Origin of the sequence: Schumannella luteola (assembly GCF_013408685.1) — a bacterium.
Lineage (GTDB): Bacteria > Actinomycetota > Actinomycetes > Actinomycetales > Microbacteriaceae > Schumannella > Schumannella luteola.
The window spans coordinates 862331-883848 of sequence record NZ_JACBZY010000001.1 but is presented as its reverse complement, the minus strand read 5'-3'; the positions used below and the strand labels follow the sequence as shown (position 1 = coordinate 883848).

General features: G+C 72.2%; 23 protein-coding genes and 1 tRNA gene. 16 read left to right on the top strand and 8 right to left on the bottom strand.

The genetic code is table 11. The features are described from left to right. The first annotated feature begins 27 nt into the window (after positions 1 to 27). From BJ979_RS03990 to BJ979_RS03965, 6 genes are all read left to right on the top strand, one after another. Complete coding sequence (locus BJ979_RS03990; RefSeq protein WP_179565403.1) at positions 28 to 318, top strand: DUF4287 domain-containing protein; 291 nt, start codon at positions 28 to 30, stop codon at positions 316 to 318. Positions 319 to 404: 86 nt separating this feature from the next. Then, positions 405 to 478 (top strand) — tRNA-Gly (locus BJ979_RS03985). A gap of 127 nt (positions 479 to 605) precedes the next feature. Then, positions 606 to 887: a DUF1905 domain-containing protein gene (locus BJ979_RS03980; RefSeq protein WP_179565401.1), complete on the top strand. Its 282-nt coding sequence runs from the start codon at positions 606 to 608 to the stop codon at positions 885 to 887. Between the two features lie 149 nt (positions 888 to 1036). Further along, positions 1037 to 2587, top strand: coding sequence for a DUF3375 domain-containing protein (locus BJ979_RS03975; RefSeq protein WP_179565399.1), 1551 nt, complete (start codon positions 1037 to 1039; stop codon positions 2585 to 2587). Then, on the top strand, positions 2580 to 3428 hold the full coding sequence (locus tag BJ979_RS03970; RefSeq protein WP_179565397.1) for a DUF4194 domain-containing protein: 849 nt from the start codon (positions 2580 to 2582) through the stop codon (positions 3426 to 3428). Before BJ979_RS03975 ends, BJ979_RS03970 begins: the two co-directional genes overlap by 8 nt. Then, positions 3425 to 6949, top strand: a complete 3525-nt coding sequence (locus BJ979_RS03965) for an ATP-binding protein (RefSeq protein WP_179565395.1) — start codon at positions 3425 to 3427, stop codon at positions 6947 to 6949. Before BJ979_RS03970 ends, BJ979_RS03965 begins: the two co-directional genes overlap by 4 nt. A gap of 27 nt (positions 6950 to 6976) precedes the next feature. On the opposite strand, the gene BJ979_RS03960 is transcribed toward BJ979_RS03965, so the two are convergent. Further along, on the bottom strand, positions 6977 to 7423 hold the full coding sequence (locus tag BJ979_RS03960; protein WP_179565393.1) for a hypothetical protein: 447 nt from the start codon (positions 7421 to 7423) through the stop codon (positions 6977 to 6979). On the opposite strand from BJ979_RS03960, the gene BJ979_RS03955 reads away from it, so the two are divergent. Then, on the top strand, positions 7394 to 7876 hold the full coding sequence (locus tag BJ979_RS03955) for a hypothetical protein (protein WP_179565391.1): 483 nt from the start codon (positions 7394 to 7396) through the stop codon (positions 7874 to 7876). The genes BJ979_RS03960 and BJ979_RS03955 overlap by 30 nt on opposite strands. Positions 7877 to 8101: 225 nt before the next feature. Here the strand turns inward: BJ979_RS03955 and BJ979_RS03950 are convergent, their stop codons facing one another. Further along, positions 8102 to 8911: a hypothetical protein gene (locus BJ979_RS03950; RefSeq protein WP_179565389.1), complete on the bottom strand. Its 810-nt coding sequence runs from the start codon at positions 8909 to 8911 to the stop codon at positions 8102 to 8104. Further along, positions 8908 to 9630 (bottom strand): hypothetical protein, encoded by a 723-nt coding sequence (locus tag BJ979_RS03945; RefSeq protein WP_179565388.1) that lies wholly within the window; start codon positions 9628 to 9630, stop codon positions 8908 to 8910. Before BJ979_RS03945 ends, BJ979_RS03950 begins: the two co-directional genes overlap by 4 nt. 228 nt (positions 9631 to 9858) lie before the next feature. Here BJ979_RS03945 and BJ979_RS03940 point away from each other — a divergent pair, with 228 nt between their 5' ends. The 3 genes from BJ979_RS03940 to BJ979_RS03930 are packed head-to-tail and all read left to right on the top strand — an operon-like array spanning position 9859 to position 11724. After that, positions 9859 to 10485 (top strand): sigma-70 family RNA polymerase sigma factor, encoded by a 627-nt coding sequence (locus BJ979_RS03940; protein ID WP_179565386.1) that lies wholly within the window; start codon positions 9859 to 9861, stop codon positions 10483 to 10485. After that, positions 10478 to 11479 (top strand): CU044_5270 family protein, encoded by a 1002-nt coding sequence (locus tag BJ979_RS03935; protein ID WP_179565383.1) that lies wholly within the window; start codon positions 10478 to 10480, stop codon positions 11477 to 11479. The genes BJ979_RS03940 and BJ979_RS03935 overlap by 8 nt, the downstream gene beginning before the upstream one ends. Further along, positions 11476 to 11724: a hypothetical protein gene (locus BJ979_RS03930; RefSeq protein ID WP_179565381.1), complete on the top strand. Its 249-nt coding sequence runs from the start codon at positions 11476 to 11478 to the stop codon at positions 11722 to 11724. Before BJ979_RS03935 ends, BJ979_RS03930 begins: the two co-directional genes overlap by 4 nt. Positions 11725 to 11746: 22 nt before the next feature. Here BJ979_RS03930 and BJ979_RS03925 read toward each other — a convergent pair whose 3' ends face one another. Together BJ979_RS03925 and BJ979_RS03920 are read right to left on the bottom strand one after the other, a co-directional pair. Further along, complete coding sequence (locus BJ979_RS03925) at positions 11747 to 12325, bottom strand: hypothetical protein (RefSeq protein ID WP_179565379.1); 579 nt, start codon at positions 12323 to 12325, stop codon at positions 11747 to 11749. Positions 12326 to 12329: 4 nt separating this feature from the next. Continuing rightward, positions 12330 to 13112 (bottom strand): hypothetical protein, encoded by a 783-nt coding sequence (locus BJ979_RS03920; protein WP_179565377.1) that lies wholly within the window; start codon positions 13110 to 13112, stop codon positions 12330 to 12332. Positions 13113 to 13338: 226 nt separating this feature from the next. On the opposite strand from BJ979_RS03920, the gene BJ979_RS03915 reads away from it, so the two are divergent. Both BJ979_RS03915 and BJ979_RS03910 read left to right on the top strand, forming a co-directional pair. Next, the gene (locus BJ979_RS03915) at positions 13339 to 14892 is read left to right on the top strand and encodes a hypothetical protein (protein ID WP_179565375.1); all 1554 of its coding nucleotides are present in this window, start codon (positions 13339 to 13341) and stop codon (positions 14890 to 14892) included. After that, the gene (locus BJ979_RS03910; RefSeq protein WP_179565374.1) at positions 14889 to 15260 is read left to right on the top strand and encodes a hypothetical protein; all 372 of its coding nucleotides are present in this window, start codon (positions 14889 to 14891) and stop codon (positions 15258 to 15260) included. Before BJ979_RS03915 ends, BJ979_RS03910 begins: the two co-directional genes overlap by 4 nt. Here the strand turns inward: BJ979_RS03910 and BJ979_RS03905 are convergent. Further along, entirely contained in the window at positions 15257 to 15610 is a 354-nt protein-coding gene (locus BJ979_RS03905) for a MerR family transcriptional regulator (RefSeq protein ID WP_179565372.1), read from the bottom strand. The two genes, BJ979_RS03910 and BJ979_RS03905, sit on opposite strands and share 4 nt — an antisense overlap. 89 nt (positions 15611 to 15699) lie before the next feature. Here BJ979_RS03905 and BJ979_RS03900 point away from each other — a divergent pair, with 89 nt between their 5' ends. After that, positions 15700 to 16638: a CE1 family esterase gene (locus BJ979_RS03900; protein ID WP_179565370.1), complete on the top strand. Its 939-nt coding sequence runs from the start codon at positions 15700 to 15702 to the stop codon at positions 16636 to 16638. Between the two features lie 67 nt (positions 16639 to 16705). On the opposite strand, the gene BJ979_RS03895 is transcribed toward BJ979_RS03900, so the two are convergent. After that, positions 16706 to 17287, bottom strand: coding sequence for a TetR/AcrR family transcriptional regulator (locus BJ979_RS03895; RefSeq protein WP_179565368.1), 582 nt, complete (start codon positions 17285 to 17287; stop codon positions 16706 to 16708). 111 nt (positions 17288 to 17398) lie between these two features. Between BJ979_RS03895 and BJ979_RS03890 the strand changes: the two genes are divergently transcribed. The 3 genes from BJ979_RS03890 (at position 17399) to BJ979_RS03880 (ending at position 19960) form a co-directional block, all read left to right on the top strand. Beyond that, positions 17399 to 18280, top strand: a complete 882-nt coding sequence (locus BJ979_RS03890; protein WP_179565366.1) for an SDR family oxidoreductase — start codon at positions 17399 to 17401, stop codon at positions 18278 to 18280. 168 nt (positions 18281 to 18448) lie between these two features. Further along, positions 18449 to 18784 (top strand): hypothetical protein, encoded by a 336-nt coding sequence (locus BJ979_RS03885; protein ID WP_179565364.1) that lies wholly within the window; start codon positions 18449 to 18451, stop codon positions 18782 to 18784. A gap of 57 nt (positions 18785 to 18841) precedes the next feature. After that, on the top strand, positions 18842 to 19960 hold the full coding sequence (locus BJ979_RS03880; RefSeq protein ID WP_179565362.1) for a hypothetical protein: 1119 nt from the start codon (positions 18842 to 18844) through the stop codon (positions 19958 to 19960). Here the strand turns inward: BJ979_RS03880 and araA are convergent. Continuing rightward, positions 19936 to 21456 (bottom strand): L-arabinose isomerase, encoded by a 1521-nt coding sequence (araA, locus tag BJ979_RS03875; RefSeq protein ID WP_179565360.1) that lies wholly within the window; start codon positions 21454 to 21456, stop codon positions 19936 to 19938. The two genes, BJ979_RS03880 and araA, sit on opposite strands and share 25 nt — an antisense overlap. Positions 21457 to 21518: the final 62 nt, after the last annotated feature.

Genomic DNA, 21518 nt, shown 5'->3' with positions numbered 1-21518 from the left:
AGCCTAGTGCGGCCCTATTCTTCGACCATGTCGTTCCAGGCGTACCTCGACAACATCGAGCAGAAGACCGGCAAGACCCCGCGCGAGTTCATCGCCGAGGCTTCGGAGAAGGGATTCGGGCCCGGCACGAAGGCCGGCGAGATCCTGACCTGGCTGAAGGACGACTACGACCTCGGCCGCGGCCACGGGATGGCGCTGGTGCACGTGATCACGAAGGGTCCGAAGATCTCGACCAAGCACGTCGACTCGGGCGGCACCCACTCCGACGAGAGCGACACGCTCTGGCTCGACGGGGTGGCGACGAAGCCGGCGTCGTAGCGGGCGCCTGCCCCGCGCATCCCGCCCGGATCGGGCTTTCACGGATGCCGTTGTAGGCTCTACGCGATCGGCCCGAGGGCCGTCACGCGGATGTAGTTCAATGGTAGAACTTCAGCTTCCCAAGCTGATAGCGCGGGTTCGATTCCCGTCATCCGCTCCACTTCATCCCTCCTTCGCGCGCCCCGTCGGCCTGGACACCGCGTGACAGCCGGCCAGCGAAGGCGCAGGATCTGAGCATCCCGGTGCTCGCGCCCCCGCGCATGAGCCGGGCGCCGAAGGAGACGACCATGACCGCCGGACCGCTCGACATCACCTTCACCGCCACCCTCGGCCGCGTGCGCGAGGGCGACACCTGGACCTGCGTGCAGCTGCCCGACTCGGCCACGATCTTCGGCACCCGCGGACTCGTCAAGGTCTCGGGCACCGTCGACGGCGAGCCCTTCGACGGATCGTTCATGGCGCTCGGCGACGGCACCCACAAGCTGCCGATCACCGCCACGATCCGCCGCCGCATCGGCAAGACCGACGGGGATGACGTCGAGGTGCACCTGACGCAGCGGCGCAGCTGAGCACGCACGCCACGAAAGGTTTCGTAGGGTTCGGCCCTTGCGAAACCTTTCCGCCAAAACTTTCGCAGCGCGACGGCTCGACGGACGCGCGGGACTCGTCACTCGGCTCTGACCATCACCGTCCCCGGCGCGCGTTAACCTCGTGAGCGATGTCGAACACCCGCGCTGAGGGCGCCTACCAGCGCGCGGTCGTCGCCTTCAAGAACCCGACGCTCGATCTGCTGCACGGGCACTACGCGCCGTTCGTGGTGGCGATGCTGTCGATCGTATTCAGCGCCGACCGGGCGTCGGTGGCGGTCGCGGATGCGCACGCCGAGGTCGCCGAGGGGATGGAGGCGCTCAAGGCGGCCGGGTATGACGACGAGACCCGGCGCATCCCGACCGGATCCGCGCGCGAGATCTGCCGCGGGTGGGCGCGCAACGGCTGGCTGCAGACGCAGATCGACGACGACGTCGAGGTGTACCGGCTGACGGCGCACGCGGTCGGCGCGCTCGAGATCGCCGGACGCACCGGCGGGGGACGAGCCCGCGTCTCCCGCTCGCGCGTGCGCACACTGCTGGACTCGGTCGACCGGCTCGCGCGCGACGCCGAGATCGACCCGGCTGAGCGGCTGGCGCGCCTCACAGCGCAGCGCGCCGAGCTCGACGCCGAGATCGCCCGCCTCGAGGCCGGCGTGATCGAACCCGTCGACGACGAGCAGTTGCTCGAAGAAGCCGAGAACGTGCTGCACCTCGCGCGCGAGCTGCCGGCCGACTTCGCGCGCGTCGCCGAGTCGATCAAGGCCATGCAGCGGGATGTGATCAACGAGCTGCGGCGGGACGTTCGGCCTACGGGCGAGATCCTGCGCGAGTACCTGCAGCGCGGCCAGCACGTCATGCAGTCGACCCCCGAGGGCCGCGCCTTCGAGGGCGCCCTGCGTCTCATCGGCGACCCCGACCGCATCGACGCCCTCACCGACCAGGTGCACCGCGTGCTCGTGCAGCCCTTCGCGCGCGGCATGACGCCCGACCAGCGCGTCGAGCTCGACGCGATCGCCCGCCGCGTCGAGCAGGGCGTCGCGGAGGTGCTGACGGCGCAGCGCCGCGCATCCCACGTCATCACCGCCCAGGTGCGCACCCACGACCCGGTGCGCGATCGGCAGATCGACGACCTGCTGCGCTCGGTCATGGCGGGGCTTCACGAGTGGATGCAGCAGCCCGACTCGGGCGCCGCATCCGGGACTGGCAACGCGGTCAGCGAGCGCGTCGAACCGCTGCACAGCTTCCCCGTCGCCGACATCGGGCACCTGCGCCAGACGCTCAACGACCTCGACCCGCCGAGCGCGCCCGCCGCGCTGAGCGAACCCGACGATGTCGAGTTCGTGGATGCCGACACCCGCGCCTGGGGCGGACCGCGCTACGCCGAGCTCGAGCAGCACCTCGCGACCCTCGGCGAGCGCTTCGACCTCGCCGACGCGTTCACGAGCGCGTCCGACGAGACCCGCCGCCCCGTCGACCTGCTCGGGCTTCTCGAGATCGCCCACCGCAACGGCATGGACGAGACGGATGACGTCTCGGTCGTCGAAGCCGTGCGGCCCGACGGCACGACCCGCCGCTTCGCCTTCGGTCGCGTGAGCGCGCTGACCGCGGCGAGCGCCGTCGGTTCAGGCGCCGCATCCTCTTCTTCCCCCGATTCGAGCAGTGAGGCCGCCGATGACTGACGTGACCACCGCCACCGAGACCGCGAGCGACGAGGCGATCGACGCCGAGCCCGACGACGACGCCGTCGATACCGACGAGCGCAGCGCCGACACCGCATCCGCCGACTCCCCCTTCATCCACCCCGTCGCGATGGAGGACGACCCCGACGAGCTGTTCCCGGGCGACCGCGGCGTGCTCGACCCCGACGCGCGGCGCGTGCTCGTGCGCCTGCTGCAGCGCCGCTTTCTGCTGGCCGAGCGCTCCCGCGGCGACTGGGCCGTGCTGCTCGAGCACCAGTCGCAGATCGAGTCGCGGCTGGGCGACCTGTTCATCCGCCTCGTCGTCGACCACGACCGCGGCGTCGCCTACAAGCAACAGGTGCGATCGGACGAGCTCGAGGTGCCGATCCTGCTCAAGGACGAGGCCTACACGCGCGCCGAGACCCTCGTGCTCGTGCACCTGCGCACCGTCTACCAGCGCGAGATCACGGCCGGCGAGGGCTCCGCCCGGGTGGATGTCGAAGAGGTCGAGCAGACGGTGCTCAGCTACTACTCCGCGGGCGATCGCGGCACGGCCCGGCGCCAGCGCGACATCCGCAACGCCCTCAACCGCCTGCGTGTCGACGGCGTCGTCGAGGAGGAGTCGGAGGGGCGCTACCGCATCAGCGCGCTGGTCGAGATCCTGCTCAGCTCGGAGCGGCTGCACGAGCTGCTCGAGTGGCTGCGGGAGCGCACCGTGAGCGGCGACGATGCCGACGCCGGCGAGCACGACGGGACGGATGCGGCGGGCGACGACGCGGATCCCGCCGACACCGACATCCCCACCACCGACCTCGCGATCGATGAGGAGCCCGCACGATGACCATGCTCGACACGCTCTTCGGCCTCATCCCGGCCGCGTCGCGCGGCCAGCAGTGGGTCGCCGACGACCTGCAGCTCGTGAACTGGGGCGGCTACGACGGCGCCCACCGGGTGCGCTTCTCGCCGGTCGCGACGCTGCTCTGCGGGGGCTCGGGCTCAGGCAAGTCGACGCTCATGGATGCCTACATCGCGCTCATGATGCCGCACACGACGCCCTTCAACGGGGCGTCGAACGGCGCCGTCGTGGGGCGCCCGCGCGGAGCCGAGCAGCGCAACATCCTCTCCTACGGCCGCGGCAAACTGGATGAGTCGCGCACCGACGACGGCACGAAGATCCGGGTGCTGCGCGGCGACGGCAGCGACACCTGGACGGCCGTCGCGATGACCTGGGCCGACCACGACGGCTCGAAGTTCACGGCGGTGCGCGCCTGGTACATCCCGGCGAACGCCCGCACCGTCGACGACACCGTGCGGGTGCGCGCGAGCGTCGCGAGCGACTTCGACCTGCGCACGCTCGAGAGCGCCGCCGCCGACCGGATGAGCGACGCCTCCGTGCGCGCCACCGGACTCGACACGCTCGCGACCGACCGCGAGTTCTCGGCGCGCATCCACACCGTGCTCGGCATCGGCGCCGCCGGAGCCGGGTCGAAGGCGATGAGCCTGCTCGCGCGCATCCAGGCCGGCCAGCAGATCACGACCGTCGACGAGCTCTACAAGCGCATGGTGCTCGAAGAGCCGGAGACGCTCGCCGTCGCCGATGCCGCCGTCACCCACTTCGACGAGCTCGAGGGCACCCGCGCGCGCATGATCACGGCGCAGCAGCAGGTGCGGGCGCTGCTGCCGATCCGCGAGATGCGTGAGCGCATCGAGGAGGCGGGGGAGCGGCTGCGGCTGATCGACCGGGTCGGCGTGTTCGACGACGCCGACTCGCTCGCCTCGCTGTGGCGGGCCGAGCGCCGCCGCGACCTGCTGCGCGAGGTGGAGGGCGAGCTGCGCGACGCGACGCGCACCGCCGAGGCCGAGCTGCGCGAGCAGGAGGTGCTGGCGGATGCGGCGGAGCAGGAGCGCGAGGCGCTCGGCGACATCCTGCGCGACGCCGGCGGCGACCGCCTCGACACCGCCAACCGCGAGCTGCGCGCGCTCGAGTCGCGTCTCACCGGCGTGCAGCGCGAGCGCACGCGCTTCGACGAGGCGCTGGCCGCGCTGGAGGCGACGGTCGCGACCGAGCGGGCCTTCGGCGCCCTGCACGTGCAGGCGCGATCCGAGATCGCGAAGCCCGACGCGAAGCAGGCCGCCCGCGACGCGCGCGGTGCGGCGACCGCCGCCCGGATGGATGCCGACCGCGCCCTGAAGGAGCTGCGTCGCGAGCGCGAGCTGGCCGCCCGCAGCGACGACAACATCCCCCATGCTCTGCGCGAATCGCGCCGCCTCGTCGCCGAGGCCGCGGGCCTGCGCGCCGATGAGCTGCCCTTCGTGGGAGAGCTGATCGAGGTGCGCGCCGAGTTCGAGCCGTGGCGCGAGGCCTTCAACCTGGCGCTCGGCGGCTTCGCCACGACGCTGCTGATCGACGCGGCGACGCTGCCCGCGTTCCGCCGCGCGATCGACAGCGTGCGCACCCCGCAGCGCCTGCGCTTCCAGGGCGTGCACACCGGTCAGGCCGAGGGCCGCGACGCCGACCCGCGCACCCTGCCCGGGCGCCTCGACTACCGCTCGACGCCCTTCACCGGCTGGCTGCGCGGCCGACTCGAAGACCGCTTCGGCTTCGTCTGCGTCGACGACAGCTCCGAACTGCGCGACCACTCCGCCGCGCTGACGATCACCGGTCAGGTGTCGCAGGGCGACCGCGGCGAGCACGGCGGTCACGGCCGCGCGAACGTGCTCGGCTTCTCGGCCGAGCGGCGCATCGCCGAGCTGGATGCGCAGATCACCCGCGCCGAGCGCACCCGCGTCGAGGCGGTCGAGGCGGAGCGCCGCGCCGACGCCGAGCTCGACACGGTCGACAGCCGCCACGCCGCCTACGTCACGATCGCGGGGCTCACCTGGCAGCAGGTCGACACGGCCGGCATCGAGAGCGAGATCGCCCGCTGGACGGGCATCGTCGACGAGGTCACCGCCGGCGACCCGCGCATCGGCGAGCTGCGCGAGCAGATCGAGGCGAAGCGCCGCCGCGCCGGCGAACTGCGCGAGCAGATCGGACGCACCCGCTCGCAGCTCGAGAAGCTGCAGCAGGACTGGGCCGACACGACCGACGACGTGGATGCGACCCAGGCGACCCTCGACCGCGCCGAGCGCGAGGAGATCGGCTTCGACGCCGCGCAGTCGGCGTACCTGGATGAGCGGTTCCTGGCGCCGAGCAGGGGAGCAGGGGCTGGGACGGGCGCGGGAACGCGGGCCGACAACGGCGACGACGTCGACGACGCGACCGCCGCGATGACCGGCGGCGCCGCATCCGCGTCCTCCGCCCTCGCCGCCCTCGCCCCGTCCGAGCGCCTCCGCCGTTTCGACACCGCGCTCGACTCGGCCGGGCGCCGCCTCGACGCCGACCAGACGGCCGCGCAGGGCGTGCTCGTCGAACAGCGCGAGGCCCTGCGCCGCACGCTCGCGGGCTTCCTCGAGCGCTGGCCCAACCCGAACCTGCTCGCCGACCCCGACCAGTCGTTCGGCGACTTCGAGCGCATCCTCGACGACCTGCAGACGAGCGGACTCCACGAGCTCGAGACCGAGTGGCGCGACAGCCTGCTCACCCTGTCGGGCAACGACCTCACGAACCTCGACTCGACGATCAGCCGGTCGCTGCGCGAGATCCGCGAGCGCATCGAGCCGATCAACGTGATCATGGCCGACCTGCCGTTCTACGACGACGCGCACCGCCTGCAGATCACCCCGCGCGAGAGCCAGTCGACGAGCCGCCAGCGCTTCCGTCGCGAGCTGCGCGAGGTGCGGGCCGCGATCGAGACGGTCGGCGCGATCGGCGCGACGCCCGAGGATCGCGACGCGGTCTACGCGCGCATGACCAAGCTGATCGCGCGCATCCGCCGCACCGCCCCCGACTTCGCCGACCTCATCGACGTGCGCAACCACGTGCGCGTCAGCGCCGAGCGGGTCACCGCGGTCGGCAAGCAGCACGTGGCGCTCTACGACCACATCGGCGAGAAGTCGGGCGGAGAGTCGCAGGAGCTCATCGCCTTCATCGTCGGCGCGGCCCTGCGCTACCAGCTCGGCGATGCCGGAGCCGACCGCCCGCGCTACGCCCCCGTCTTCCTCGACGAGGCCCTGATCAAGGCGGATGCGCACTTCACGAAGCGCGCGATCGGCGCCTGGCGCGGCCTCGGTTTCCAGCTGATCATCGGCGCGCCCAACGACAAGTACAGCGCGATCGAGCCGCACGTCGAGGTCGAGTACGACATCCTCAAAGACACCTCGGGCCGCTCCTGGGCGAAGCCGAAGGTCGCGGTGCCGGATGCGGCGGCAGGGTCGGCCGAGTCGCATGCGGGCGCGGGTGCGGCGGTCGCCGCCGACTGAGTCACCGCAGTCGTCGACGGTCGAGGCTCACCCGATCGCACGCCCGACCCGGTACCAGCCGGGGTCACGCGCGGTCGTGACCTTCCCTTTCGGCAGGGTCTTGGCGTAGTCGCGCAGTCGTCGGAGCGCATCGGCGTCGCCGTCACGCAGGTCGGAGAACACCGTACGCCACGGCGGGAGCGTCGAGTGCATCACGACGAGGCCGTCGTCGCCGAGCACTGCCTGCAGCGCGTCATCGATGCCGTTCAGCCAGTCGACGACGTCCTGAGGGATGTCTTCGCCCTCGGCCCCGAGAGGGAAGCAAAGCGTGATCTCGACGGCGAGGTCGAGCTCGGGTCGGTCGATCCACCGCACCCCGTCGCGCACGGCGGCGATCATCCCTCCGCCGCCCTCGAACTCCATCGTCATGAGCCGCCACGGGTCGTCGCCGAGCTCGTCGCGGGTGTGCCGCAGCTCCTCGACGGCGGCGATCACGAGCTCGCCACCGCCGTGGGCGTCGCGGGTCAGCACGTTCACCTCGACGTCGCCGACCCACCGAGCGACGTCGTCCTCTCCGAGCAACGCGTCGAGCGCGAGGAAGGCGACCTGGTAGCGGGCATCGCGAGGGATGTCGCCGAAGCGCGAGTGGACGACCGTGACGTGCGCGCGCCGACGCTCGAGATCCGTGTCGACGCGGAACCCGAGCTCACGCAGATCGAGCGTCGCATCGGCGATCTGGATCTCGCCGTCGAGGTGCTCCGGATCGGCCGGTCGCGACGGCAGGAACAGCCAGCCCGGTTCCTCGACTCGCACATCCCACCACCGCTGCGCGAGGCCCCGCAGTTCAGGATCGCCGCCGGCGCTGACCACGAGCGTGCGGACGCCGTCGCGGGCGGAGCGGCCGAACTCGAACGCGAGCCGTCGGTCGATCGCGCCGATGCGCTGTGAGAACTCCGCCGCGGCCGCGGTCGGGTCGCCCGTCCGCTCGACCGACTCGGCGAGGCTGCGACCCGCCTGCTGCCACCACGTCCAGAAGTCGGCGATCGCGGTGCTGGGTGCGCCGGCGCGACGCCCGAAGAAGGCCGTTCCGGGATGCTGTCACAGCGTCGTCCGCGTCTCGATCCCCGTATCGAGGGGCATATCGGCCGGTAGCGAGGTTCGAGGGATCCGCTTTCAGCTCCCCGGGTCGGGCAGCAGGCAGAACGGCGTCGGCGAGCCGTCGATCTCCGTCGACGGCGGCGCGTGCGGGTCGTCCTCGCAGTGCTCCGAATTCGGCACGCGCCCGCGGGCGGCCTGCGACGCGGAGTCGTCGTCGATGACCAGGCGCTGCGTCAGGCCCCAGCCGTCCCGCACGCTCCAGGCGAGGTAGACGGTTCGACCGCCGGTGCCATCCGCGCTGCCGCTGCTGCGCACCGCATAGCGGCCGTCGGCGACGCCGGTGTAGCCCGCGAGGGCGCTGTGCGTGGTCGACATCCTTCCGAGCAGGTGCAGCTCGAGCCCGTGTCTCTCATAGACCGTCCCCCACAGCCCGTTCTCACGCACGACGAGTTCGCGTCCGCCGGTGTCGCCTCTCACCTCGGTCGACGTGCTCGAGCTGACGAATGCGGTCACCATCCAGAATGGCACGCCGACCACCACCTCGAGCACGGTGACGACGGCGAGCCCGACCGTCAGGGCCCGTCGTCCGCGGCGATGCGCGACCCGCGCCGAGAGCCCGATCCCGATCGCGAGCGCCACCACGGTGATCGCGACGGCCCAGCCGAACACCTGACCGGGATCGAGCAGGCCGATCTGGACGATGACGGGCGAGAGGGTGCGCCGCACACCCACCGGATCGTCCACGATCTCGACGACGACCGCGATCGCGGCGGCAAGTGCCGCGATGCCGAAGAAGACGAGCGCAGCGCGGCGGGGGCCCGAAGCGTGGACCAGCTCGTCGCGCGTCGGGCGCGTCGGACGCGGGACCTTGCTCTCGCCGCTCATTCGGGCCCCAGGCACGGCGCCGACTCCGGGCCGTCACCGGTGCCGCCGCACGGCTCGGAGGAGAAGACGACGCCAGCGGAGCTGCCGACGCCGCCGACCGCCGCGGAGTCGGGGATGACGATGTGACGCTGCCCGCCGGCGCCGGCTTCAGGCGTCCAGGCGAGATAGACCGCGCCATCCACGTGCCGCGCCTGGTACTGGCCGTCGGAGAACGGATAGGCGATGTCGTCGACCCAGATGTCAGCGAGCGGGAACAGCTCGTCGCCGCGCTTCTCGTAGAGGCGACCGCCGATGCCGAATTCGTTCGCGACGAGCTGACGGGAGCCGGTGTCGCCGGCGACCGGGACGTATCTCCCCTGCAGACCGATCGCCCAGACTCCGGCGAACGCGCCTGCGAGCAGCATCACCGTCGCGACGACCCCGAGCACCGCCGCCATCACCCGCGCTCGACCGTGCGCGGAACGGCGGGCGGCGAACACCAGGGCGACGAACAGCCCGATCGCCATGGCCAGGGTCGAACCGCCGAACACGTCGGCCGAGGTCACCGACCCCCACTGGAACTCGCGACCATCGCGCAGAAGCGATGCGACCTGGGCGTACACACCACCCGCCGCAGCCGCGAACAGAAGAGCGGCGATGGCGACGCCCACCAGCGGTCGACGCCGTCGCCGGGATGTGCCCTGCGCGTGCGGCTCGTCGCGCTCGAACCCGTCGCTCACGGTTATCGCTGCTCCCAGTGGAACGAGGACGGACGAAAGAAGACGAGGGATGCCCGCATCCGGCGGACGCTAGCACCCCCGGCCACGGCTGCCGCTGAGGATCGGCCGGGCACTTGCCCGCGACACGCACCGCGCGCGACTCACCGCATCCTCCGCCTGCGCATCGACCGGCGGCGACACCGAGGTCATCCGGTTGTCAGGTCGCCGCCGCATCCGGAAACAGACAGAGTGGATGGCGGCTCACGTCATCAGGAACCGGGGAGGCGCACCATCGACGACGACGCCCGCGTCGCCGCCTTCTCGGCGTTCTACCGGCAGCACTACGCCCTCGTGCTCGCCGTGTGCGAACGACGACTCTCCGACCATGAGGAGGCGCAGGACGTGACGGCCGAGGTGTTCCGCGTGGCATGGCAGAAGTTCGCCGCCGCCGACGCGACGCTGCCCTGGCTGTACGCGATCGCGCGCAACGTCATCGGCAACGAGTACCGGCGTCGCACTCGGTCGGACGCGCTGCGCGAGCGGGTCGGATCGGTCATCGCGACGTCGAGCGAGGCGGCGGTGGACGGGCCGGATGGCTCTGACGGCGCCGACCTCGAGCTGCGTCGAGCAGTCGCGGCGCTGAAGCCGGCGGATCGCGAAGTGCTCTTCCTCGCCTACTGGGAAGACCTCAGCGCGGCCGACATGGCCCAGGTTCTCGGCTGCTCCGCGGCGACGGCGACCACCCGGCTCTCCCGGGCTCGGGCGGCGCTGCGCGCGCAGCTCGACCGGACTGCCGAACGCGCCGGACGCACCGGACGCACAGACGGCTCCGGCCGCGCGTCCGCGACGACCGCGGGAGGTGAGCGCCGTGGATGAGCTCGAGCAGCGCCTGCGCGCCGCGAACCCGGTGCGCGCCCAGCGCGACGAGCCGCTGACGCTGCGCGCCGAGGCCGACCTGGCGCGCATCGTCGACGGCACCGCGGTCGCGCGCCGCACGCCCCGCGCATCCCATCGACCGCGCCCGGCTGTGTACTGGATCATCGGCCTCGCGGCCGCCCTCACGATCGCTCTCGTCGTCACGCTGACGAACCTGGGCCAGCCGGTTCCGGCGAGCCTCGCCGCTCCGCCGCGACTCAAGGCGACCCCGATCGCCGAGGGGTCGGATGCGACGCTGGCCCGCCTCATCGCGGCCGCCCGATCCCAGCCCGATACGACCGCGGAGCAGGACTTCGACATCCGCATCGAGGGCTGGTACTCGAACGTCACCGTGACCGAGAAGGAGACGGCCTGGGTCGTGCAGCCGCAGGAGGTCACCCTGCGGCGCTACGCCGACGGCTCGGGCCGGGTCGAGACCCACGCCGGACCGGTGCGCTGGGGTGCGGAGCCGCCCGACCTGAGCGCCGCGCCGGGCTCGCTCATCAGCCGCGACGACTACCCGGCGGGGGAGTACCCGATGCTCTACCCGACGCCGCCGCCGACGACCGGCGCGGAGCTGCGCGCCTACATCGAGGCGATCCTCAGTGGCGGGACGCCTGACGTGACCCTGACGACCGGCGACTACTTCAACGAGGCCGAGAGCGTGCGCAACGAGTGGGTGCTGTCGGGAGCCAGGTCGGCGGCGCTGCTCGAGCTGATCCGGTCGCTCGACGGCGTCGAGATGCTCGGCCGCGTCACCGATCGACTCAACCGACCGGGGATCGCATTCCAGGCGAAGAGCGGGGAGAAGGGCTCGTTCCGCACGATCCTGATCTTCGACGAGACGACGGGCGCGCTGCTCTCCTCCGAGCGCGTGTACATCGGCGGCGCGAAGGACGTGACGTATCCATCCGGCTCGGTCGTCAGCTACACCGCCTGGAAGGATCCCTCGTGAGCGGCGGGCCGCGGGGGATGGATGCGCCGGGCGCAGACCGCGACGACCTCACGCGCGCCGAGCGCATCGGCGTGATCGTCGGTGTCGGACTGGCCGCCCTGGTGACGATCGTCACCGGCACCCTGCTCGCCCTCGACGGCGGTCCGTCGCACGCGGTCGAGCCGATCTCGAGAGACGCGCCCGCGGTCGAGGTGACGCCGGGTCACGTCGACGACGACCCCGCCACCCCCTCGCAAGGCGACTGACTCGAGGACTGTCGCGTGGAGCTCAATCGCGCGAATCGGCCCCCGCCCTCGTCCCCTCGATCCCCCACGGCGCCGCTTTCCAGACCTCGGTCGTGAACAGGTGGTCGTCGGTCCACGGCGGAGTTCCCCAGCCCGGGATGCTCGCAGTGAGACGTCGGTGGAGGGCGAGCAGGAACAGCTTCGCTTCGATCGCCAGGGCGCGTTCGGCAGGGCCCCAAGTGGAGCCGTCGGCGTCGTCGCCCTCGTCGTCTTCGTCGTCTTCGTCGATGAAGTCGTCCAGCGCATCGAGCGACTGGTACTCGTAGAAGTCGATCGACCGGATCAGTTCGACGGGCGTCCAGGCCGTGGATTCGGGCTCAGCGTGCAGGTATGTCGACCGCAGCGGCGCGCGCGGGTCCATCCCGCGCGAGACCGCATTCCAGACGAGCTCGTTGACGCGCACCAGCTTCGCGCCGATCACCGGAGCGGTCTCGGGCGTCAGCTCGTGCCGCACCCGGCCGTCGCGGTCCGCGCGCCAAGTCAGGGGAGCGCCCAGGTCAGCACGCATCCCCGCCCACAGCAGCACGCGGATGTGCTCGTGGTCGACCAGACGCACGCTCACCGGGTCAGCCCTCGTCGCCGAGCTTCGTCATCACGGTCTGGGCGACGCGCGCCGCGAGCCCGGTGTCGACGCTGCCGATGCCCGACTGGGTGATGGTCACGAGGTTGTGGCCGGCGACGATCTGCACCGAGTCGAGCAGCACGACGATGAACGACACCGCGCCTTGCATGCGGAACGCGAGGGTGCCGTCGCCGTAGTTCGACATCGACACGGGGATGATCTGCCAGCTGATCGAGACACCCGACGTCGGGTCGGTCGAGGTGAACTGGGAGCAGGGCTCGAGGCGCTGCGAGATCTTCGTCAGGCGGGCCGCATCGATGTCGCGGTCGAAGCTCTGGATGCGCACGGTGACGCCGTGCGCATCCAGACCCCAGCTGTCGTCGGCCGGCGGCTGGTGGAAGTCGACGGTCGCCTCGGCGGCACGCGGCGCGTCGTCGGGCACGACCGCGAGGTCGGCGACGGCGCCGTTCTCGGCCGAGAACGCGCACTCGGCCGGCGCGAAGGTCGGCGTCGCGCTCGTCGAACCGGAGTCGTCGCCGGAGTCATCCGACGGGTTCTTGCCGTCGACCCAGCCGGTTCCGATCTCGGACGCCGTCGGCAGCGCGGCCTGCGCATCCGCTGTCGTGAGCAGGCGTCGCGCCCCGGTCTCGACCGGCTTCGCGGTCGCGCTCGGCTTGCCCGCTTTGCCGACGGTGACCGCCTGCGGGCCGGCGCACGCGGTGAGTCCGGCGAGCGCCGCGGTCAGGATGATCGCGAGCGAGAGGCGGGCGAGGTTCGGGCGGGGCATTCGTCATCCAATGCGGTCGGTGAGGTGCGGCGTCCGCACGCGCGCGGGCCGACCGCGAGCCTAGGAGTGCGAGATTCTCTCGGGGAGGTCCCCGTTCGGGGCCGAGTGCTCGCGCCCGCTGCGCTCGCGCCCTCTGCGCTCACTGCCCCGGGTGGGGGCCTGCGCGACGCCCGCCGAGACGGCGATAATCGCTCACGATGCGGAGGCCGAAGCAGAAGGAGACCGGATGACGTCGGCGACCCTCGCCCCGGTGACGCCCGAGGGCGCCCGCGAGTCGCGGCCGCCGCGCCCACTGCGGTCGTTCTGGTTCCATCTGCTCGTCGGCGCCGGGATCGGCGCGATCGTCGCGGCGCTGATCGCCATCGTGTTCTGCGTCGTGGCCGGCGTGAATGCCGAGGCGACGCATCCGGATCCTCAGGAGCGCACCGCCTTCCTGCAATCGCTCGGGATGGCCGGGCTGCTGATGTTCGCCTCCACCTTCGGGCCGATGGGCGTGCTGTTCGGGGCCCTGACCGGCGCGGTCGTGCGGATCGTGCGCGGTGCGCTCGGCGAGCGCCCGGTTCCCGACGTGCCGCGCGGCCCGCACCTGACCGACGCGATGATCGACGCGCGCGGCGACATCTACGCTCGCGGGAGCATCGAGCCGCCGCCGGCTCTCGGGGTCCGGATGCCCGCCGGAGCCGACCTCCTGCGCATCGGGTCGGACGACGACGGGAACATGACGATCAGCCCGGCTCGGGCCCGGCGCGACGCCGCCACCGGCTACCTCGACGGCAAGGACTTCACCCCGACGATCACGATCGGCGCCTCACTCGCTGCGGCGATCCGAACCCGCGTGGCGAACCCCGACTGGGCTCAGACGCCCGATCCGATCCCCACGGTCGCGACGCTCACGACTCTGGGCCCCCTGGGCGCGAGCGTCGCCCACGCCCTCAGCGACGTCCGCTGCCACGTCGAGGCGCAGGGCGGGTCGGCGGTCGTCGAGATCGAAGCCGCGCTCGCCGACGCTCCGCGCGAGCCGACGCGCAGGGCGGCAGATGACCCCGACCCGCGGCGGATCATGGTGCGATTCTCCGTCGACAGGATCACCCGAGTCGTCGCTCTCGCCGGTATCGAGGAGGACACCGGCGACCCGAGTCGCCGTCCCCCGGTCGTGCCGCGCTCGCTGCACGCCCCCCAGCTGGCGACCGCGCCGCTCGGCACGTACGGCGAGATCTACGGGGTCTCCGCCGACGGATGGCTGCGGAACGTGCGCAGCTTCGAGCCGCGAGGGCCGCGGGGATGGGCCGGGTCGCTGAGCATCGGCGGAAGCAGGCCGAACTTCCGCCATCGCTCGGGCCTCATCGTGAACGACACGCACTTCTACCCGAGGCTCGACCTCGTCGGCGTCTCCTTGGGCGCGATCGTCGCCGCACTGAGAACCGACTCGGGCGAGCTGCTCTTCGAGACGGCGGTCGCTTTCGATGTCGACACGCGCACCGAGGACACCGCTGAGTCACCTTCGTCTCCAGCGGCCTCTCTCGGCTCCGTCGAGCTCGCCCGCGGCGGTTCCGGAGGCTGGGGGCCGAGCGCCCGCTTCCGCTCGACTTACGTCCGTGCGGTCGTCGAGGACTCCGGACTGGTCATCGAGTACCGCTGCGAAACCGAACACCAGACCTTCTGCGATGACTTCGTGATCCCGTGGGAGGTGCTGACACTCCGGGTGCCCGGTCTGCGGGCACACCGCGAGGCACTGCTCGCGCCCGTCCCCAGCTCTCGCATCCGGCGCGCGCGATCATGAGCGGGGGCGCATCGACGCCGACGATCGGCGAACCGGGCTGGGGCGCGCGCATCGGCATCGCCGTCGCCGTCGCCGCCGCGGGACTGCTGCTCGCGATCATCGGCACGACGATCTGGGCGTGCGTCTGGAGCCTGCCCTACTCGGGCGACGAGCAGGTCGGCGGCATGACCAACGAGCGGATGCAGGAGGGCATCCGCCGGCATTGCCTGATCGCGTTCGTGCTGTTCATCGGACCGTTCGCCGCCGTCGGCGGCGCGACAGCCGGATTCCTCGCCAGTCCGACGATCTGGCGCCGCTACTGGCAGCACGAGGCACGGCTCGCGGCCGAACTCGAGGCGACGCGCGCTCGGCTGCGCGGCGAGGACTAGGCCGGCACCGCCGCGCGCGCATCCAGGAACTCGTCGATGCGGGCTCGGGTCGCGGTGAGGCGGTCGATCTGGGCGGTGAGGTCGTCGCGCACGAGAGCGAGCGTGTCGGCCGCTGCGGCATGCGCCGACTCGGGCGCGTTGCCCGTGCAGCTCAGCACCGACTCGACGACCTCGCGCGAGAAGCCCATGCCGAAGAGCTGCTGGATGACGCTGGCCCGCTCGACCATCGCGGGCGCATACTCCCGATAGCCGTTGGGCGACCGCTCGGCGCTGATCAGCTCGCGCTCCTCGTAGTAGCGCAGGGAGCGCTGGCTCACACCGCTCTGCCGACTCAGCTCGCCGATCCTCATCCTGTTCCTCCGCTTCGGCACCGGCTCGAAGCAGGCGCCGATCCGATCCATTTGACCCTCACATGATGTCAGACTCTAATGTCGCCGATATGAACGAGATCATCACCACCCACGAGACGATCACAGCGGGTGGACGCGAGCGCACCTTCACGGTCACGGCGCCCTCCACGGCAGGGCCGGGACGCGCGCTCGTGCTGGTGTTCCACGGCTCGAAGCAGACCGGCGACATCCAGCGCGACTTCACCGGACGCGCGCTCGACCCGCTCGTCGCCGACGGCTCCGCGGCTGTCGCCTACCTCGACGGCTACCGCCGCAACTGGAACGATTCGCGCGCCGACAGCCGCTTCCCCGCGCGCCTGGCGAAGGTCGACGACGTCGCCTTCGCGCGGGCCGTCGCCGCCCGGCTCGTCGAGACCCAGAGGGTGGATGCGCGCCGCGTCGTCGCGATGGGCTTCTCGAACGGCGGCCAGATGGTGCTGCGCCTCCTGCACGAGGCGTCGGACCTCATCTCGGGCGGGGTCATCGTCGGCGCGACGATGCCGAACCGGGAGGGCTTCGCGGGCGTGTTCGACGACCGGGCCGCGAGCGCGCGCGGCCGTTCGCACGGCGATGCGGCCGGCATCCCCGTCGCCCTGGTCGCCTCGACGACCGACCCGATCGTGCCCTACGCCGGCGGACGCATGAAGTGGTGGGCGCGCACCGCGTTCAAGATCGACGGGATCGCGCTGTCGGCGCCCGACACGGCGACCTACTTCGCGCGTCGCAACGGGATGAGCGGCGACGGCATCACGACGCCGGTCCCCTCCCGCGCGGCGGGCGACCGCGCCCCGATGCAGCGCCTCGGGTTCCGCGAGACGGGGCACGCGCCGGTCACGCTGTTCACGGTCGAGGGCGGCGGGCACACGGTCCCGACCCCGACCCCCGCCCGCGGCCTGACGGCATTCGTCATCGGCCGCACCGGCACCGCGATCGGCATCGCCGAGATCGTGCGCGAGGTGCTGGTGGATGCGGATGCCCTGCGCGGCTGAGTGAGCGAGTCGCGCGGCGTCGTCAGGCCGGCGCCACGAGCACGGAGGCGCTGCTCGCGCGGCGGCGTCAGCCCAGCTGCGCCGTCGCGGATCGCAGCTCGGCGAGCGCCGCGAGCGCGTGCGGAGCGAGCCCGCCGGCGTCGGCGTCATCGCGCACCGCGACCCACTCCGCGAAGCCGCGCTTGAAGGCGAGCACACCCAGCTCGGCGGCGAGGTGGGCGACCGGCTCGACCACGCCGCGCTCGACGAGCGCATCCGTCATCGCCGCCGCCATGCCGACCTGCTTGAGCGCGTCGCGCTCCTGCAGCTCGGCGCTCGCGGCGACCGCGGCGCCGATGCGGGGGCCGAGCTCGCGGTTGAGGGGACCCATCTCGGCCGACGCGCGCTCGAGTCCGGCGGCCACGGCATCCATCGGCCCCGCTCCGTCCGGCGCGGAGGCGACGCCCTCGGCGAGCAGCCGGCTCAGCGTCTCCTGCCCGGCGACGAGCACTTCGCGCTTGTCGGAGAAGTGGCGGAAGAAGGTGCTGCGGGTGACTCCCGCGCGCTCGGCGATCTGCGCGACGGTCGTCTCGTCGTAGCCCTGCTCGGTGAACAGGTCGACGGCGGCGAGCACCAGACGTTCGCGTGCTCCCGGTTCCCAGCGGCCCATGGCATCCAGATTAGCAGTGATGCGACACGTGTCCCATCGCAGTGCTATCGTCGCCCGAGTGATGCGACACCTGTCCCGTCACGGGTTCGAACATCCGACCAGGAGGTCACCATGAAGGTCTTCGTCACCGGAGGCACCGGCACGATCGGCACCGCCGTCGTCGCCGAGCTGCTCGCGAACGGGCACGAGGTGCTCGCGCTCGCCCGCTCCGATCGGTCCGCCGCGACGCTCGAGAGCGCCGGCGCCAGCACGCTGCGCGGCGATCTCTCCGACCTGGATGCGCTGCGGCGCGGCGCCACCGAGGCCGACGGCGTGATCAGCCTCGCCTTCGCCCACGCCGACAGCACGCCCGAAGGACTCGTCGCCGCGATCGCCGAGGAGAGCGCCGCGATGCGCACGCTCGGCGAGGCCCTCATCGGCACCGGCAAGCCGGCCGTCACCGTCTCGGGCACGCCGTGGGTCGACGGACGCGCCTCGACCGAAGCCGATCCGCTCCCGCTCGTCGGGCCGGTGGCCGGACGCGCCGAGTCGGTCAACGCGCTGCTCGCGCTCGCCGATCAGGGCGTGCGCGCGTCGGCGGTGCGGATGCCGCGCACCGTTCACGACGAGGGCCGCGGCGGATTCGCCGGGCTGCTCACCGAGCAGGCGCGCCGCTCCGGTGTCGCCGGGTACCCGGGCGACGGCGCCCAGCGCTGGCCCGCCGTGCACGCGCGCGATGCCGCCGTGCTGTTCCGCCTCGCGCTCGAGTCGGCGCCCGCCGGCACCGCCTGGCACGCCGTCGCCGACGAGGGGGATGCCGTGCGCGACATCGCCGAGGCCATCGGCCGCCGCCTCGGTCTCTCCGTCGAGCCGGTGCCGACCGAGACCTTCGGCCCCTTCGGTCCGATCTTCGCGATGGACCAGCCGTCGACCAGCGAGCACACGCGCGAGGCCCTCGGCTGGCAGCCGACGCATCCCTCGCTGCTCGCCGACCTGGAGCTGCTCGAGCCCTGACTCGGCCGCCTCGCACGCTTCGACCCCGCGGCCCGGCGCGCGCCCCACGCCCGGCTCGCTCCCGAAGGTGGCCGCGAATGCACGCCCGGACCGGCGTGTCCCGCGCATTCGTGGCCACCCGCGCGGGCCGAGGCGGGGATGTCGGCGGATGCGGACAGCATGAGCCGCATGGAGAACCGCCCCCTGCTCGTGCTCTGCGACGAGCCCCGCTGCCGTGACTTCGGCGGCACGCACCGCTGCAACGGCCTCGATGAGGCGCCGGCGCACATCCACACCGTCGCGGAGAGCGCACGCTGGCGGGTGAGCGCGGTGCGCATCGACGACGACCGCGAAGGGTGGACGATCGTGCCGACGATCTCCGAATCGGATGTGTTCAGCGCTGCCGACGCCGACGCGCTCGCCTCGGCACTGCTCGACGCGGCCGACTTCTGCCGCGCGGCGGCGGGCGACGCCGGCGGCGGCAGCGGCAGCGGCAGCGGCAGCGGTCCCGGCACCGCTACCTGAGCCCGTCGCCCGAACGGGGACTCGGCGTTCTACCCCGCCGCGCCTAGGTTCGTGAGCGTGACCCAGCACCGGCGCCCGCGCGCATCCGCCCGCCGCGTCAGCGATCTCTCCCGCGCACTCGCCGTCGGCGCGATGACGCTGACCGCAGCGATCGCGCTGGCCGGCTGCTCGAGCATCGGCGGGGCTGCCGACAGCCTCAACGCCGACGCGCAGGCGGCGACCGCCGCGAGCGAACTCGGCGGCAAGCTCAACGCCGAGAAGGGCGTGACGAGCGCGTCGTCGGAGTTCCAGCCGCTCGCCGGCACCGGCCGCACCCTCACCGTGAAGGTCGCACTGGAGAAGGACGCGACGGATGCGGTGTGGACCGCCGTTGCGAAAGACCTCGCCGACGCGCTCGAAGACGACCGGCTCGACGACGTCATCCCCGCGGTGACCGTCACCGCGGGCGCGGAGAAGCTGACGATCGCCGACGCCCGTGCCCTGAGCGGCACGACGCTGAACGCCGAGGTCGCGTCGTGGCGCACCGTGTCGGCCGCGGCGGGCGCACGCATCGGGCTCGACATCACGGCGCCGGACGACTCCGATGGCGCGAGTTTCCGACGCGGTTACACGATCATCGCCGCCGACATCCCGACCCTGACCGGGCACTGGCCGGCCGTGGTCGCCGCGACCGGGGCTCTCGCGGGCAGCACCGGCTGGACGAGCGACGGCTTCAGTTCTTTCGGCACCCCGCCTGTGTCGGCGTTGCTGCTGCTCGGCGAGCTCACGCACGAGCTTCCGATCATGACGGTCACCGGACCGGCCGCGAAAGACGGCAGCGTGGCACTCGCCTGGAACGACCTCATCCCGTCGGTCGCCGTGTTCTCACCGGCGAAGGGCGAGTTGCACCCGACCGCCGCCGCCGTCCGCGCGATGCGCACGGCGCTCGGCGCGGGGCTCCCGAGGGTCGCGGTCTCCTGGAACGGCAGAGCCGCCGGCGCACTGTCGGCATCGGCGAGTGCCCGGCCGGTTCGACACGCAAGCCGACCACCGACGACACGAAGCTGCTGGTGCTGCTCATCGGCGACGACCCGGCGCTCGCGGCCACCGGCGTGCAGGCCGGCAACTGCCTCTGACCCGACCGCGGATGCGCGGTGGCGGAAGCGACGCGCTCAGAGCCGCCCGGCGAGCCGGTAGTACGCCTGGTTCCACTGCACCTCGCGCTCGAAGTCGCGCAGGGTCGTCGCGTCGTCGATCACGAGCAGCTCGGTCGAGGTGAGCTTCGCGAAGTCGCGGAAGACATCCACCCCCAGCTGCGTCGTCATGACCGTGTGGTGCGCGGCGCCGGCGGTGAGCCAGGCGGCGGCGCTGGTGTGGAAGTCGGGCGCGGGCCGCCAGACGGCGCGGCCGACGGGCAGCTTCGGCATGGGATGCGGCAGCGCCACGTTCTCGACGGCGTTCGCGACGAGGCGGAAGCGGTCGCGCAGGTCCGACATCGCGACGACCACGGCCGGGCCGGGATCGGCGGTGAAGACGAGCCGCACCGGGTCGTCTTTGCCGCCGATGCCGAGCGGGTGGATCTCGAGCGACGGCTTCGCGGCGGTCAGTGCGGGCGAGACCTCGAGCATGTGCGCGCCGAGGATGAGCTCGGCGCCCGGCGTGAGGTCGTAGGTGTAGTCCTCCATGAGGGAGGCGCCGCCGGGCAGCCCCGCGCCCATGACCGTGGCGAGCCTCACCAGCACGGCTGTCTTCCAGTCGCCCTCGGCGCCGAAGCCGTAGCCGTCGGCCATGAGCCGCTGCACGGCGACGCCCGGCAGCTGGGTCAGGGTTCCGAGATCCTCGAAGCTGTCGGTGAACGCGGTGAAGCCGCCGGCCTCGAGGAAGGCGCGCAGCCCGAGCTCCTGCCGCGCCGCATCCACGACCGACGCGCGGCGTTCGCCGCCGACGCGCAGCTCGGGCTCGACCTCGTAGAGCGCGTCGTACTCCGCGGCGAGCGCGGTCGCCTCGGCGTCGGACACCGCATCCACCGCCGCGACGAGCTCGTTCACCGGCCAGGTGTTGACGCTCACGCCGAAGCGGATCTGCGCCTCGGTCTTGTCGCCCTCAGTCACCGCGACCTCGCGCATGTTGTCGCCGAAGCGGGCGACCTTCATCGTCGTCAGCGCCGCGACGCCCGAGGCGGCGCGCGCCCAGGTGCCCACACGATCCGCGACCGCCGGGTCGCTGACGTGGCCCACGACCGTGACCCGCGGCAGGTCGAGTCGGGTCTGGATGTAGGCGAACTCGCGATCGCCGTGCGCCGCCTGGTTGAGGTTCATGAAGTCGAAGTCGATCTCGCCCCAGGGCAGGCCGACGTTCGCCTGCGTGTGCAGGTGCAGCAGCGGCTTCGCCAGCGCGGCGAGGCCGGTGATCCACATCTTCGCGGGGCTGAAGGTGTGCGCCCAGGCGATCACGCCCACGACCCGGTCGTCGCTGTTCGCGTCGAGCGCGAGCCGGCGGATGGCGTCGGCGTCGGTGAGCACCGGCTTCCACTCGATCGTCACCGGCACCGCCGACGCGGCCGCGAGCGTCTCGGCGACGACCCGCGACTGCGCCGCGACCTGGCGCAGCGTCTCGTCGCCGTAGAGGCCCTGCGATCCGGTGACGAACCAGACGACGTTCTCGCGGAGGTCGGGGGTGATGCTGCGGTTCATGGGGACTCTCGTTCGTGCGGTGGGGAGGCGGTGGTCGGTGAGGTGGATGCGGTGCGCCGGGT

Excerpts from the sequence above, each read along its gene's own strand:
- BJ979_RS03990 (WP_179565403.1), top strand. The coding sequence starts at position 28 with ATGTCGTTCCAGGCGTACCTCGACAACATCGAGCAGAAGACCGGCAAG.
- BJ979_RS03980 (WP_179565401.1), top strand. The coding sequence starts at position 606 with ATGACCGCCGGACCGCTCGACATCACCTTCACCGCCACCCTCGGCCGC.
- BJ979_RS03975 (WP_179565399.1), top strand. The coding sequence starts at position 1,037 with ATGTCGAACACCCGCGCTGAGGGCGCCTACCAGCGCGCGGTCGTCGCC.
- BJ979_RS03970 (WP_179565397.1), top strand. The coding sequence starts at position 2,580 with ATGACTGACGTGACCACCGCCACCGAGACCGCGAGCGACGAGGCGATC.
- BJ979_RS03965 (WP_179565395.1), top strand. The coding sequence starts at position 3,425 with ATGACCATGCTCGACACGCTCTTCGGCCTCATCCCGGCCGCGTCGCGC.
- BJ979_RS03950 (WP_179565389.1), bottom strand. The coding sequence starts at position 8,911 with ATGAGCGGCGAGAGCAAGGTCCCGCGTCCGACGCGCCCGACGCGCGAC.
- BJ979_RS03920 (WP_179565377.1), bottom strand. The coding sequence starts at position 13,112 with ATGCCCCGCCCGAACCTCGCCCGCCTCTCGCTCGCGATCATCCTGACC.
- BJ979_RS03915 (WP_179565375.1), top strand. The coding sequence starts at position 13,339 with ATGACGTCGGCGACCCTCGCCCCGGTGACGCCCGAGGGCGCCCGCGAG.
- BJ979_RS03910 (WP_179565374.1), top strand. The coding sequence starts at position 14,889 with ATGAGCGGGGGCGCATCGACGCCGACGATCGGCGAACCGGGCTGGGGC.
- BJ979_RS03905 (WP_179565372.1), bottom strand. The coding sequence starts at position 15,610 with ATGAGGATCGGCGAGCTGAGTCGGCAGAGCGGTGTGAGCCAGCGCTCC.
- BJ979_RS03900 (WP_179565370.1), top strand. The coding sequence starts at position 15,700 with ATGAACGAGATCATCACCACCCACGAGACGATCACAGCGGGTGGACGC.
- BJ979_RS03895 (WP_179565368.1), bottom strand. The coding sequence starts at position 17,287 with ATGGGCCGCTGGGAACCGGGAGCACGCGAACGTCTGGTGCTCGCCGCC.
- BJ979_RS03890 (WP_179565366.1), top strand. The coding sequence starts at position 17,399 with ATGAAGGTCTTCGTCACCGGAGGCACCGGCACGATCGGCACCGCCGTC.
- BJ979_RS03885 (WP_179565364.1), top strand. The coding sequence starts at position 18,449 with ATGGAGAACCGCCCCCTGCTCGTGCTCTGCGACGAGCCCCGCTGCCGT.
- araA (WP_179565360.1), bottom strand. The coding sequence starts at position 21,456 with ATGAACCGCAGCATCACCCCCGACCTCCGCGAGAACGTCGTCTGGTTC.